Genomic DNA, 13,982 nt, shown 5'->3' with positions numbered 1-13,982 from the left:
CGAGCACGGTCGGGTTCGTGAGCACCGCGACGATGTCGACCATCTCGGCGCGGCCCGTCTCGGTGTTCAGCACGGCGGCGTGGGTCGGCGGCGCGGCGGCCCTCGTGCTGGCGGGCGTCGGCGGGGGTGTCGCGCTCGTGCGCCGCCGGAGCCGGCTGCCGTTCACGCTGAGCATGGCGGTGGCCGCGGTGTGCGTCGCGCTGCTCGTGCTCGCCGCGCCCGACCTCGTCCCCGCAAGGCTGGCGACGTGACGGGACGACCGGCCCGCGAGGTCCCGCGTGCGCCGGCGCGCGCCCCGGGAGAGGGTCGGGGCGTGCCCGCGCTCACGCTGTCCGTCGTCATCCCCGTCAAGGACGACGCCGTCGCGCTGCGCGCGTGCCTCGCCCACCTCGACCGCCAGACCCGCCCGGCGTGGGAGGTGGTCGTCGTCGACAACGGCTCGACCGACGAGAGCGCCGCCGTCGCCGTCGCGCACGGTGCTCGCGTCGTCCCCGAGTCCACGCCCGGGATCCCGGCCGCGGCGGCGACGGGGTACGACGCGGCGCGCGGCGACGTCATCGTCCGGTGCGACGCCGACACGCTCGTGCCGCCCGACTGGCTCGCGGCGGTCGCCCGGCACTTCGAGTCCGACCCGGCGCTCGACGCCGTCACCGGCACGGGGACGTTCTACGACGTCCCGCGGTGGCGGGCGACGGTCGTCGGCTGGCTGTACCTGCGCACCTACTACGCGGCGATGCACGCCGCGATGGCGCACCCGCCGCTGTGGGGCTCGAACATGGCGCTCCGGCGCACCGCGTGGCTCGCCGTGCGCGCGCGGGTCAACCGCTCCGACGCCGAGAGCCACGACGACGTCGACCTGTCCTTCGCGCTCGGCCCCGGGGCCCGGCTGCGCTACGACCGGTCCCTGCGGGTCCGGGTCTCGGGCCGGTCGCTGCACGGCGCGGCGCAAGGCCGGCGACGGTTCGACCGGGCGTGGCGCTCGCTGCGGCGCGGGTGGGACGTGCAGCCGCCGTGGGAGCGCTGGGCGCAGCGGCTCGGTGGCGGCGCCGCGCGGGGCGAGAGCGAGGGAGCGGGCGGTCGGGGAGCCGGCGGCTGACAGGACGCACGGGCCGCGTCGGGCGGGAGCGCCGGCCGGGGCACGCCTCGGGTGCGGCTGTCGGTGCCCCGTGGTGTGGTCGGGGCATGAGCCAGCCGGACCAGCACGCCTTCGACCCCGACTTCCTGGGCGTGCGCGCCCCGCTGCCCACCGCCCCGGCGGACGCCCCCCTGCGTGAGCTCCCGTACACGCACTTCACGGTGCTGCTGGACCCGCGCCGCCGGCTCGCGGCCGCGACGGGCGTCAACATCGACGGGGCGAGCCTGCTCGACGTCGGGCGCGGCGACGACTGGCACCTCGACCCGCGGGTCGGGGCGGACGAGCAGGCCGGTCCCGAGCTCTACGCGCGCAACGACCTCGACCGGGGGCACCTCGTGCGGCGCCGTGACCCCGTGTGGGGCACGGCGGCGGTCGCCCGGCGTGCGAACGTCGACACGTTCGCCTACCCGAACGCCGCACCCCAGGCGGCGGAGTTCAACCAGTCGAAGGAGCTCTGGAACGGGCTCGAGGACTACCTGCTCGAGCACGCCCGGGTCCACCGGCAGCGCCTCACGGTCCTGACCGGCCCTGTCCTGGACCCTGACGACCCGGTCTACCGCGGCATCGGCATCCCGCGGCTGTTCTGGAAGGTCGTGGCCTGGGCCGACGCGAGCGACGACGCGACACCCGGGAGCGCGCCGCGGCTCGCGACCACCGCGTACGTGCTCGACCAGACGCCGCAGCTCGACGAGATCGACCTGCGCGCCGCGACCGCGCAGGCGCTCGCCGCGGGGGAGACGCCCCCGCTCGGGCCGTTCCGGACGTTCCAGGTCCCGGTCCGCGACGTCGAGGAGCTCACGGGCCTCGATCTCGGCCCGCTCGTCGCGGCGGACCGGCTCGCGGCCGTCGCGGCGCAGGACGACGCTCGCACGGGGCGCGGCGGCTGGGTGCCGCTCGCGAGCGCGCGCGACATCCGGCTCTGACGCGCGCAGCGGCCCCACCTTCCCTGCCCCGGGTGCGTCCGCGGCTCCCCGGCCGCAGCATGGACGAGGGCGCGCGGTGCGCCTCGGAGAGTGAGGAGACCGACATGGGTATCGACGACCTGGCGGGCAAGGCGCAGGGAGCACTCGACAGCGAGAAGGGCGAGAAGGCGAGCGACGCCGCGCTCGACAAGGGCCAGGACGCGGCCTCGAGCGCCACCGGCGGCAAGCACGACGAGCAGCTCGAGAAGGCCGGCGACGCAGCCGACGAGCGCCTCGGGCAGTAGCACCTCGACCCACGACGCAGGACACGGCCCCGGCGCTCGCGTCGGGGCCCTGTCCTGTCCGGGAGCTGCACCGTCGCGACCTCACCGGTGCGCCTGGCGTCCTGCCCTCCCGGGGGCGGTGCCGCGGGTGGTGGCCCGCCCGCGCAGCCGGACCCTCCCGGCCCCGAGCCGCCCGGTCCGAGGGCCGCTCACTCCCCGAGGTGCTGCACCGCGAGGGCCGTGACGAAGCCGAGGGCGGTCACGAGCCCCGTGAGCGCGTGCGTGCCCTCGAACGCCTCCGGGATCATCGTGTCGGCGATCATCGCGAGGATCGCCCCGGCCGCGACCGCCGTGATGACCGCGACCGTCGTGGGCGACGCGCCGCCGAGGGTGGCCGCCCCCAGCGCGGCGGCCAGTCCGCTCGCGACGGCGATCGCGCCCCACACGCCGAACACGTACCGGGCGCTCCGGCCGGCCCGCTTCATGCCCGCGGCGCTCGACAGCCCCTCGGGCACGTTCGAGATGAACACCGCCACGAGGACGCCGACCCCGACGCCGCCGCCGCCGAGCACCGACAGCCCGAGGGCCACGGACTCGGGGACGCCGTCGAGCAGCGCACCCACCGCGATCGCGGCGCCGCTGCCCGTGCTCTGCTGCTCCGAGGGCTGCTGCCCGGTCGAGCGCTTGCGGTGCCGGGCGCCGCGCCGCGCGAGCCACTCGTTCGCGGCGACGTACGTGACGGCGCCGCCGAGGAACCCGGCGACGGTGGGCCCGAGCCCACCCTGCTCCTGCGCCGGCACGACGAGCTCGAACGCGAGCGCGGACACGAGCACCCCGGCGCCGAACGCCATGACGCCCGCGACGGCGCGCTGGGGGACCTGGACCCGCCAGGCGACGAGCGCGCCGAGCAGGAGGGCGCCGCCCGCGACGAGCCCCCACAGGGCGGCCTCGAGCCACGCGGGCACGTCGCTACGCCTCGGCCGGACGGGGGCGCGACGGGGAGGGGACCGCGCTCACGCGTCGTTCTCCGCCGAGACCCCCGCCGGGTCGTGCTCCGCCTCGTGCGCGCGCTGCCGGTCGAGATGGTCGCCGGCCCGTCCTGACCCGGGCTCCTGCGCGAGCCCGCGGCGCATCTGCGCGACCTTCTCCGCGGGCTGGCGCGGTGCGAGCAGGGGGGTGTCGCGGTCGACGACGGCCTCGACCAGGCACGGCCGGTCCGCGGCGAGCGCGGTGCGCCACGCCGCGTCGACGTCCGCGGGGTCGTCCACGCGGATCCCGGTCAGCCCGAGCAGCTCGGCGTAGGCCGCGTAGGGGAACGGCGGCACCACCTGGGACGTCGGGAACCGCGGGTCACCCTCCATCTCGCGCTGCTCCCACGACACCTCCGCGAGGTCCCCGTTGTGGAGCACGAGCACCACGAACCGCGGGTCGGCCCAGTCCTGCCAGCGTGCGGCGACCGTGATGAGCTCGGACAGCCCGTTCATCTGCATCGCGCCGTCGCCCGCGAGCGCGACCACGGGCCGGTCCGGATGCAGGAGCTTCGCGGCGATCCCGTACGGCATCGCGGAGCCCATCGACGCGAGCGTGCTCGACAGGTGGGCCGGGACGTCCGGGGGCAGCCGGAGGAACCGTGCGTGCCAGTAGACGACCGAGCCGACGTCGAGCGAGACCTGCGCGTCGGCGGGCAGGTGGTCGCTCAGCGCGCGCAGCACGAGCTGGGGGTTGAGCGGGTCGGCGGGCTCGGCGGCGCGCCGCTCCGCGATCTCGTGCCACGCGGCGACGCTCCGCTCGACGTCGGCGCGCCAGCCGTCGCGGGCGCGCAGGCGGGGCAGCAGCAGGTCCAGGGTCAGCGCCGCGTCCCCGGCGAGGCCGACCTCGACCGGGTACTTCGCGCCGAGGTTGCGGGCCGCGACATCGACCTGCACGGTCCGGACGGTGCCGGGCGGCGGGTAGAACTCGGTCCACGGGTCGCTGCTGCCGACGATCAGGAGCGTGTCGCAGCGCGCCATCAGGTCGGCGGACGCGGTCGTCCCGAGGTGCCCCATGACCCCGCAGTGGTAGGGGAGCCCCTCGTCGAGGACCGGCTTGCCCAGCAGCGACGTCGTGATGCCCGCGCCGAGCCGCTCGGCGACGGCGCGGACCTGCTCCGCGGCTCCTGCGGCCCCCTGCCCGACGAGGAGCGCGACCCGTTCGCCGGAGTCGAGGAGCTCGACCGCCCGGTCGAGCGAGTCCTCGTCGGGGACGACGCGGGGACGCGCCCACGTCGCGGACGACACCACGACACCGTGGGTGTGCGGCGTGTCCTCGGGCAGGTCCTCCTTCTGCACGTCGTGCGGCACGATCACGCAGGTCGGGCTCGACGTCGCCAGCGCGGTGCGGAGCGCGTTGTCCAGCACGAGAGGCAGCTGCTCGGCGCTGTGCACGGTCTGGACGTACTGCCCGCACACGTCCTTGAACAGCGTCTGGAGGTCCACCTCCTGGAGGTAGCCGCTGCCGAGCGCGGTGGAGACGACCTGCCCGACGATCGCGACGACGGGCTTGCGGTCGAGCTTCGCGTCGTACAGCCCGGTCAGGAGGTGGATCGCCCCGGGACCCTGCGTCGCGAGGCAGACGCCGACCCCGCCGCCGTACTTCGCGTGCCCGGTGGCCATGAACGCGGCCATCTCCTCGTGCCGTGCGGTCACGAGCTCGACGCTCCCGGACGCCCGGTCCAGCGCTGCGAGCAGCGGGTCGATCCCGTCGCCCGCGAAGCCGAACACCCGCTCGACGCCCCACTCCGCGAGCCGTGCCACGATCCCGTCCGCCACCGTCGCCATGTCGACCCCTCCGCGCAGGACCTGTCGGTCCGTGGTGCGTGCGCGGCTGTCCGGACGCACCCGGCCATCGTCGGGGGGCGCGCTGCACGGCGCATCCGGGAGGGAGCGCAACCGCGTACCGGTGCACACCGGCAGCTCGTCGGCGGGCTGCTCCGGGGCGCACGCGAGGCGTCGTCGGCGGCGGAGCCGCGGTGTCAGGGGCGGCCGCTTCGACGGTGTACCGCGCAGTAACTTACGCCCTTGACCGCAGTCACAGCCATGCTTACCGTGAGTCGCACGTCGCACCGGAGCGACATCCCGACCGGTCGGGACCGCACGCGGACGACGTCCACACCCACGCAGCCGAGAGGCAGACCCCTCATGCAGCACACCTTCACGACGCGCCCGGTGGCGGCCCTCGCCGCCGGCGTGCTCCTGGTTTCGTCCTGGGCACTGGCCCCGCAGGCCGTGGCAGCGACGTCCGAGGACGCCGCCCCCGACGCGTCGGCGCCGTCCGTGGACGCGACGGCGGACGCGCCCGTCACCGACCGGCTGATCGTGCGCTACCGCACCCAGCGGCTGGGTGCCGCCGCGAGCGACGACGTCCAGGCGGGTCGACAGGACCGGATCGCCCGCGCCGCCGGGGCCCACGGCGCCGAGGTCGAGTACGTGCGCGACACCGCCCAGGGCGCCCAGGTCTGGGCGCTGTCGGCGTCGCTGCCGCTCGCCGAGGTCGAGGCCCTCGCCGCGCAGGTCGCCGCCGAGGACGCAGCCGTCGAGTACGCGGAGCCCGACCGGCTGCTCCAGCCCTCGGCCGCCGCGCCGAACGATCCCCGGTGGTCCGACCTGTGGGGCCTCCAGACCAGCAGCGTCGGCATCGGCGTGCTCGGCGCCTGGGACGTCACCCGCGGCGCGGGCGTCAACGTCGCCGTCATCGACACCGGCTACCGCCCGCACGCGGACCTGTCCGGGGCCGTCGTGGGCGGGTACGACATGATCACCGACACCGAGGTCTCGAACGACGGCAACGGCCGGGACGGCGACGCGAGCGACCCCGGCGACTGGACCGCCGCGAACGAGTGCGTCGCCGGGCGGGGCGCCACGACGTCCTCCTGGCACGGCACGCACGTCGCGGGCACCATCGCCGCCGTCGCCGGCAACGGCGCCGGCGTGGCGGGAGCCGCCCCGGCCTCGAAGATCGTGCCCCTGCGCGTCCTCGGGACCTGCGGCGGCTACACCTCGGACATCGCCGACGCGATGATCTGGGCGTCCGGCGGCTCGGTGAGCGGGGTGCCGGCCAACGCGAACCGCGCCCGCGTCCTCAACCTGTCGCTCGGCGGCAGCGGCACCTGCGACACCACGAGCCAGCGCGCCATCACGGCCGCCCGGGCAAACGGTGCCGTCGTCGTCGTCGCGGCGGGCAACGAGAACCGCAACGTCTCCAACTCGAGCCCGGCGAACTGCTCGGGCGTCATCGCGGTCGCCGCCTACGGCCCGACGGGCGCGCGGGCGTCCTACTCCAACTACGGCACGCTCGTCGACCTCGCGGCGCCCGGCGGGGAGATGAGCGGCGGGCAGACCCGCGGGATCCTCTCGACGCTCAACACGGGCACCGCGGGACCCGGCGGCGACTCGTACGCGTACTACCAGGGCACGTCGATGGCGACGCCGCACGTGGCCGCCGCGGCCGCGCTCGTGCTCGCCGCGAACCCGGCGCTCACGCCCGACCAGGTCGAGAGCACGCTCAAGTCGACCGCCCGCCCGTTCGTCGCGACGTGCTCGAGCTGCGGCGCGGGCATGGTGGACGCGAACGCCGCCGTGCGGGCCGTTGGGGGCGGCACCAACCCCACGCCGACCCCGACCACCCCGCCGGTGGGCACGAGCGAGGTCGAGCCGAACAACACGCGCAGCGCCGCGAACGCCGTCGGAGCGCCGAGCACGCTCACCGCGACGATGGGGTCGAGCACGGACACCGACTACTTCGCGGTCGCCGTCCCGGCCGGGGCCACGCTCACCGTCCGCCTGACCCCCGGGTCGAGCGCCGCGGACTACGACCTGTACCTGTACGGGTCGGGCAGCTCGGCGCTCGCCAGCAGCCGGCTCGGTGCGGGCCGGGTCGACACCGCGTCGGTGCGCAACACCGGCACCTCGACGGCCACGTACTACGCCCGCACCACGTACTACGGCGGCGGTGCCGGCGCCTACACGATCCAGCTGGGCTGGTGACCGGCTGGTGACCTGATCGACCGAGTCCCCGGCCGTCCCGACCCACGGGTCGCCGGGGAACCCGGTCGCCCGGACGGGCACCGGCGTGCGCACCCTGGAGCCGCGCGCGCCGGTGCCCTTGCGCGTGCCCTGCCGTCCCCGTCCGCCGGCGCGTGCCCCGCACCGCCGACCCGCCCGGCGCGACCGGGACCCCGAACCGCTGCACCGCCGCCGTGCTCGACGAGAGTCAGCGGTGCGACGCCGCCCCCGGGGCGAACGCCCGCTCCGCCCACGCCCCGACGTCGCCGCGGGCCAGCGCGACGGCGAGCAGGTCCGGGAACGCGTCCGGCGTGCACGCGAACGCCGGCACGCCGAGCTCGACGAGCGCCGCGGCATTCTCCCGGTCGTAGGACGGCGCGCCGGAGTCCGACAGGGCCAGGAGCACGACGACCTGCACGCCGGCCGCGGTCAGGTCGGCGACCCGGCGCAGCAGCTCGTCGCGCACGCCACCCTCGTACAGGTCGCTGATCAGCACCAGCAGCGTGTCGGCCGGTCTGCGCACGAGCCCCTGGCAGTACGCGACCGCCCGGTTGATGTCGGTCCCGCCACCGAGCTGAGTCCCGAACAGCACGTCGACCGGGTCGGCGAGGAGCGGGGTCAGGTCGACGACCTCGGTGTCGAAGACCACGAGCGAGGTCGACAGCGCGCGCATCGACGCGAGCACCGCACCGAACACCGAGGCGTACACGACCGACTCCGCCATCGAGCCCGACTGGTCGATCGCGAGCACCACGTCACGCGCGACGACCTGGCGCCGGCGACCGTGACCGACGAGCCGCTCCGGCACGACCGTGCGGTGCTCCGGGAGGTAGTGCCGCAGGTTGGCGCGGATCGTGGCGTCCCAGTCGACGTCGCGCAGGTGCGGCCGGTGCGTGCGGCTCGTCCGGTCCAGCGCTCCCGTGACGGCGGAGCGCGTCCGGTCGGCGACCCGCCGCTCGACCTCGGCGACGACCGACGCGACGACCTGCCGTGCGGTTGCCCGGGTCGTCTCGGGCATCACGCGGTTGAGCGAGAGCAGCGTCCCGACGAGGCTGACGTCCGGCTCGACGGCCCCGAGCAGCTCGGGCTCGAGCAGCAGCTGGCGCAGGTTCAGCCGGTCGACGGCGTCGCGCTGCATCACCTGCACGACGGTGCTCGGGAAGTACGTGCGGATGTCGCCGAGCCAGCGGGCGACGCGGGGCGCCGACGCACCGAGCCCGGCCCCTCGCCGACCGCCGCCGGGGCGTCCTCCCGTGCCGTCGCCCGAGTCGTAGAGCGCGGCGAGGGCAGCGTCCATCGCCGCGTCGCCGCCGTGCAGCGGGGCCCCCCAGGGCTCGCCCGCGGAGCCCAGGACGAGACGCCAGCGGCGCAGGCGCTCCGCCTCGTCGACGGCCGTGCCGGTCTCGCTCACGGGTGCCCTCCGAGGATCGTCGCGACGGTGTGCAGCGCCGGCAGGGCGCGGGCCTCGTCGAGCCCCGTCCTCGCCGCGGTGTCGGTGGTCGTGCGCGGACTGCGGGCCGCTGCCTGCCCGACGGCACGCCGCTCCGCGGGGGACAGCGCGCCGAACGTGCGGCGCAGCAGCGGGAGCACGTCCGTGAAGTCCCGCTCCGGGAGCCCCGTGAGCCAGGTGTCGAGGACCCCGAGCAGCTCGTCGTCGCGCGCCAGCAGGAGCCCGCCGCCCTCGAGGAAGCCCTCGACCCAGGCGGCCTTGGCCGGCGCGGGGGCGCCCACGGACAGCGCGCGGGCGAGCCGCACCGGGGCGTCGTCGAGCCGCCCGCCGTCCCGCAGCAGGCGGGTCGCGCGCCCGGCGAGCACCCCGGAGACGTCGTCGCGGTCGGCGAGCGACGCGAGGGCCGACCACCAGAGCGCGCCGCCGACGACCTCCTCGCGCAGCAGCACCGCGTCGTTCACGGCGTCGAGCGCGGTCCGCAGCTCGCGTGCCGCGTCGTCGTCGAGCGCCGTGACCGCGGACGGCAGAGCCGCGCAGACCCGCACGAGGAGCGCGTCGGCGACGCGCCCGATCTGCTCGACGTCCGCCCCGCGCACGCCCGGGTAGCGGTACGCCCGCACCAGCGGGGGCAGCGCCGTCATGAGGTGGACCACGTCGGCGTCGTGCGCGGCGCGCGCGTCGAGCGCCGCGAGGAGGGGCGTCATCGCCGCGGGCAGGTCCGCGAGCAGGGCGTCCTCGACGAGCCGGGTGAGCCCCACGAGCGACGCCTCCCCGGCCGCGGCCCCGAGCCGGGCGGTGGCGGCGGCCTCCACCGTGGTGCCCCACAGCGCGGCCTCGACGACGGCGACCGCGAGCTCGGGTCGCCACACGAGCGTCCAGGGCTCACGGAACGTCCCGGTGCTCCGCCGCGTCGCGGCCGCCGGCACCCCCCACTCGACGCCGAGCACGCGCAGGCGGTGCAGCAGGCGGGAGCGCTCGCGGTCGGTGTCCTTGCGGACGTCGAGCTCGAGCGTGCGGGCGAGCGGCTCGACCTTGAGCCGCAGCCGCCGGGCGTGCGCGCGCAGGTCGCTCGCGAGCGGGACCGTCGGCACGGACTCGGGCACGGTGCCGAGCGCCTCCCCGACCACGAGCCGCGCCGTCACGAGCGACAGGACCGCGTCGTCGCCCTCGCACAGCACCGCGCGGGTCGCCTCGGTCACCTCGTCGAGCCCCGCGAGCGGGCGCCCCCGCAACGTCGCCAGCGCCTCGGCGAGCCGGACGGCCTCGATCACGTGCGCCGACGAGACCGGCAGGTCCTCCGCGCGCAGCACACCGGCCACGCGCGTGAGCCACCGCGCGACCACGTGGTCCGGCGCGGTGAACAGGTGGTGGTACCAGCCGGGGGACGTGATGCCCGCGCCGTACCCCGAGGCCGACGCGAGCCGCGAGGACGTCCACGGCACCCACGTGACCGACGTCGCCCGGCGCGGCAGCCCGCGCAGCGCACGGGCGTCGGCCGCCGCCGGCGGGAGCCTCCCGTCGAGCGCCGGGGCGTGCCACGCGCCGCACACGACCGCGACCCGCCGTGCTCCCGCGCGGAGCTCGGCGCGCAGCGTCTGGCGCATGTACGCCTCACGGCGGTCCTCGTGCGCCTGCCGCTCGGGGGGCAGCGGCTCGGCGGTCCGCCGCAGCTCGGCCATCGCCTCCGTGAGCACCGGGAACGGCGTGGGGGACTCGATCCGGTGCTCGACGACGTCGTCCCACCACCGCTCCGGGTCGTCGTAGCCCGCGGCGGCCGCGAGCGCGGCGAGCGGGTCGCGGCGCAGCGCGGCGGCCTCGTCGCCGGGTGCGTCGGTGGGCCCGGGGGCGCCGCCGAGGTCAGCGCCGCCGGGCCGTTCGGCCGCGCCGGAGTCGTCGGGTCCGCCCGGACGCTCGGCTGCGCCGGAGTCGTCGGGCCCGCCAGGATGTTCGGTCGCACCGGAGTCGTCGGGCCCGCCGGGACGTTCGGTCGCGCCGACGTTCTCGGGCACGTCGGGACGGCCGGCTGCGTGGGGCTCGGCGGCTGCGCCGGGGTCCGCGGCTGCCTCGGGTGCAGCGGCTGCCTCGGCGTCCGCCGCCGGGCCGGGGAGCGCGGGCGCGTCGGGCGGCGTGGCCGTCCCGTCCCCACGGGGCGCCCGCCCGAGCACCGCACCCGACGGCAGGTCGCAGAACCGCACGCGCACGCCGTGCTCGGCGGCCCAGCGCAGCGCCTGCCACTCGGGGGAGAACACCGCGTACGGCCAGAAGACGGCCGTGGCGGGGTCGTCGTTCGCGTACGCCAGCATCGCGACCGGCGGCACGAGCTCCGGGTCGCCGGCGAGTGCGGCGAGCGGGTCGGCGTCGGCGGGGCCCTCGACGAGCACGACGTCCGGCTGCAGGCGGTCGAGCGCCGCCCGCACCGCGCGCGCCGAGCCGGGACCGTGGTGCCGGACGCCCATGACCTCGACGACCGGGGTGCCGCCGTCCTGCCGGTCGTTGCCGGGCGCCGCCGCACGCTCGCGAGGCGCACCGCCCTCGGGCGTCGCCGCGCCGTGCTGCCTCGACAGGTCCTCGGCTGCTGCGGCGCTCCCGGTCGCCGCTGCTCCCACTCCGGCGACCGCCGCAGCCACCGTCATCCGCTGACCTCGCGGCACGCGGCGTAGAAGTCGTGCCAGCCCTCGCGCTCGCGCGCGACGGCCTCGAGGTACTCGAACCACACCGCGCGATCGGCGACGGGATCCTTGACGACGGAGCCGACGATCCCCGCGGCGATGTCCGACGGCTGGAGCGTCCCGTCCCCGAAGTGCGCCGCGAGGGCGAGCCCCTGGGTGACGACCGAGATGGCCTCGGCGGTGGACAGCGTGCCCGACGGCTGCTTGAGGGTCGTGCGGCCGTCGAGGGTGCGGCCCGCGCGCAGCTCCCGGAACACGGTCACCACGCGGCGGATCTCCTCGGCGGCGGCCGGGACGGGCGGGAGCTCGAGCGCCGCGCCGAGCTGCGCGACGCGCCGCGTGACGATCTCGACCTCCTCCTGCTCGGTGGCCGGCAGCGGGAGGACGACGGTGTTGAACCGCCGGCGCAGCGCCGAGGACAGCTCGTTGACGCCGCGGTCGCGGTCGTTCGCCGTCGCGATGACGTTGAACCCCTTGGCCGCCTGCACCTCCGTGCCGAGCTCCGGCACGGGCAGCGACTTCTCGGAGAGCACGGTGATCAGCGCGTCCTGGACGTCGGACGGGATGCGGGTGAGCTCCTCGACGCGCGCGATCTTGGCCTCGCGCATCGCGGTCATGACCGGGGAGGGCACGAGCGCCGCGGGGGTCGGGCCCTCGGCGAGCAGCCGCGCGTAGTTCCAGCCGTACCGGATGGCGTCCTCGCCGGTGCCGGACGTGCCCTGGACGAGCAGCGTGGACCGGCCGCTGACCGCAGCCGCGAGGTGCTCGCTGACCCACGTCTTCGCCGTGCCGGGAACGCCCAGGAGGAGCAGCGCGCGGTCCGTCGCCAGGGTCGCGACCGCCACCTCGACGAGCCGGCGCGGCCCGACGTACTTGGGGGTGATCACCGTCCCGTCCCCGAGCGTGCCACCGAGCAGGTACGTCACCACGGCGCCGGGGGACAGCAGCCAGGCGGGCGGGCGCGGCCGGTCGTCGTGCGCGGCGAGCGCTGCGAGCTCGTGGGCGAACGCCTGCTCGGCGTGCGGGCGCAGGAGCGCGTCGGCGCCGTCCGCGTCGGCGGGCCCGGCCTGGGGGGTGGTGGTCAACGGAGCTCCTCGGTCATGTGGCGTCGGTCGTGCAGCGTGTCCGCGACGGTCAGCACGCGCGCCCGCCACGGGTCGTCGTCGGCGCGTGCGAGCCCGGCGGCCCGCACGGCGTCCTCGGTCGTGGGGTCCGTCGGCAGCCGCATCGCGACCGTCCGCAGCGCCCAGTCGGCGTGCCAGGTGTCTGTCGAGCGCTCGCGGGCGAGCCAGCGGAGCACCGCGGCGGTGAGGACGGGCGGCCAGGGCCGCGGGCAGGTGCCCAGCAGGGCGTCCACGTGAGTGAGCGCCGCACGCCCGCCCTCCTGGGCGAGCGCATCGACGGCGGCGGCCGCGTGCTCGGCGCGCTCCTGGACCCCGAGGACCGGGAGCAGCGCGACCCGCTCGCCGGCGTCGGCGTCGCGCAGGAGTGCCCGGGCCCACCGCGCGTCGGCCTGGTCGCGGGCGGCGCCGAGCCAGCCGGCGCGCAGCTGACCTCGGAGGTCGTCGGCCACCGGCAGGGCCACGAGCTCGTCGGGCCCGGCGTCGAGCGCCTCCTCCCAGGTGCGCAGCGGCGTGGCGAGCACGAGGTGGCGCAGGAGCCAGACGCGGGCACCGGTGCCGGACGGGGCCGGGGGCAGCGCCCGGTCGTCCCGGTTCCCGGGATCCACCTCGGGCAGGTCGACGACCAGCACGCGCCGCAGCCGCCGCCGCTCGACGCGCACCAGGGGGACGACGCGCGCCGCGGCGCGGGCGGCGTGGGCGCTGCCCGGCAGCCGTCGCAGCATCGCGGCCGCGGCGGTCCGCACGTCCTGGCGGGCGTCGTCGAGGGCACGCTCGAGCAGCTCCTCGTCCGCGGGCTCCAGACCCTCGGCGAGGACGCCGTAGAGCTGGGCGCGCTCCTCACCACGGAGGATCGCCGGGCCCGCGGCGAGCAGCATCGCCCGCGCAGCGGCCGGGTCGCGCCGCCGCACGGCGAGGAGCCGGTCGCGCCGCGCAGCGGCCGTGCCGCGGGTCCAGTCGTCGCCCGGAGCGGGAGTGGTCCCGTCGGGGCTGCCGCCGACGACGACCTCGCCGCCTGCAGCACCGTGCTCGGCGGCCACCGATCCGTCGATGGCGGCCACGGCGGACACGTCGGGAAGGGGCGCGTCGTGCGGCGCCACCACCGCCCACTCGGACCGGTGGCCGGCGAGCCAACGCCCGCGCTCGCCCAGCACGGGCGCCACACGCTCGGCACGGTCGCGCCGGACCTCTCCCCGTTCACCGCGCGCGCTCGCCCAGTCGAGGAGGCGCGGCAGCTGTGCGGGCGGCGCGAGCCGGCCGTGGTGCGCGGCGAGCGCGAGCCACTCGTCGAGGAGCCGCTCCGCGAGCGCGTCGGTCCGCGCGAGGAGCCCGGCGAGCCGGGCCCCGGCCGCGGGCGAGGCGGCGACCGCGGTCTCGTGCGG

The 13,982-nt window shown here is 77.0% G+C and carries 10 protein-coding genes and 1 pseudogene; 5 read left to right on the top strand and 6 right to left on the bottom strand.

All coding sequences use genetic code 11. The annotated features are described in order from the left end of the window. The 4 genes and pseudogenes from AB6N24_RS20585 to AB6N24_RS20570 form a co-directional block, all read left to right on the top strand. A pseudogene (locus AB6N24_RS20585) lies at positions 1–251 on the top strand (hypothetical protein); the annotation flags it as partial. A gap of 62 nt (positions 252–313) precedes the next feature. Beyond that, positions 314–1,096, top strand: coding sequence for a glycosyltransferase family A protein (locus AB6N24_RS20580; protein WP_412871233.1), 783 nt, complete (start codon positions 314–316; stop codon positions 1,094–1,096). Between the two features lie 86 nt (positions 1,097–1,182). Next, complete coding sequence (locus AB6N24_RS20575; RefSeq protein WP_412871232.1) at positions 1,183–2,058, top strand: DNA/RNA non-specific endonuclease; 876 nt, start codon at positions 1,183–1,185, stop codon at positions 2,056–2,058. A 104-nt stretch (positions 2,059–2,162) separates the two neighbouring features. Next, positions 2,163–2,342: an Rv0909 family putative TA system antitoxin gene (locus AB6N24_RS20570; RefSeq protein ID WP_258723303.1), complete on the top strand. Its 180-nt coding sequence runs from the start codon at positions 2,163–2,165 to the stop codon at positions 2,340–2,342. A 188-nt stretch (positions 2,343–2,530) separates the two neighbouring features. Here AB6N24_RS20570 and AB6N24_RS20565 read toward each other — a convergent pair whose 3' ends face one another. Then, entirely contained in the window at positions 2,531–3,286 is a 756-nt protein-coding gene (locus AB6N24_RS20565) for a ZIP family metal transporter (RefSeq protein WP_412871231.1), read from the bottom strand. Between the two features lie 48 nt (positions 3,287–3,334). Beyond that, on the bottom strand, positions 3,335–5,137 hold the full coding sequence (locus tag AB6N24_RS20560; RefSeq protein WP_412871230.1) for a thiamine pyrophosphate-requiring protein: 1,803 nt from the start codon (positions 5,135–5,137) through the stop codon (positions 3,335–3,337). A 360-nt stretch (positions 5,138–5,497) separates the two neighbouring features. Between AB6N24_RS20560 and AB6N24_RS20555 the strand changes: the two genes are divergently transcribed. Further along, positions 5,498–7,342, top strand: a complete 1,845-nt coding sequence (locus tag AB6N24_RS20555; protein WP_412871229.1) for a S8 family serine peptidase — start codon at positions 5,498–5,500, stop codon at positions 7,340–7,342. 226 nt (positions 7,343–7,568) lie between these two features. Here the strand turns inward: AB6N24_RS20555 and AB6N24_RS20550 are convergent, their stop codons facing one another. The 4 genes from AB6N24_RS20550 to AB6N24_RS20535 all read right to left on the bottom strand — a co-directional run. Further along, positions 7,569–8,771: a VWA domain-containing protein gene (locus tag AB6N24_RS20550; RefSeq protein WP_412871228.1), complete on the bottom strand. Its 1,203-nt coding sequence runs from the start codon at positions 8,769–8,771 to the stop codon at positions 7,569–7,571. After that, positions 8,768–11,443, bottom strand: a complete 2,676-nt coding sequence (locus tag AB6N24_RS20545; RefSeq protein WP_412871227.1) for a DUF5682 family protein — start codon at positions 11,441–11,443, stop codon at positions 8,768–8,770. Before AB6N24_RS20545 ends, AB6N24_RS20550 begins: the two co-directional genes overlap by 4 nt. Then, positions 11,440–12,564: an ATP-binding protein gene (locus AB6N24_RS20540; RefSeq protein ID WP_412871226.1), complete on the bottom strand. Its 1,125-nt coding sequence runs from the start codon at positions 12,562–12,564 to the stop codon at positions 11,440–11,442. The genes AB6N24_RS20545 and AB6N24_RS20540 overlap by 4 nt, the downstream gene beginning before the upstream one ends. After that, positions 12,561–13,982 (bottom strand): DUF5691 domain-containing protein (locus tag AB6N24_RS20535; protein ID WP_412871225.1); only part of this gene is annotated, 1,422 nt, incomplete at its 5' end. The genes AB6N24_RS20535 and AB6N24_RS20540, both read right to left, overlap by 4 nt.

Source organism: Cellulomonas jepli (assembly GCF_047229345.1).
Lineage (GTDB): Bacteria > Actinomycetota > Actinomycetes > Actinomycetales > Cellulomonadaceae > Cellulomonas_A.
This window is presented reverse-complemented; position numbering and strand designations above follow the sequence as displayed.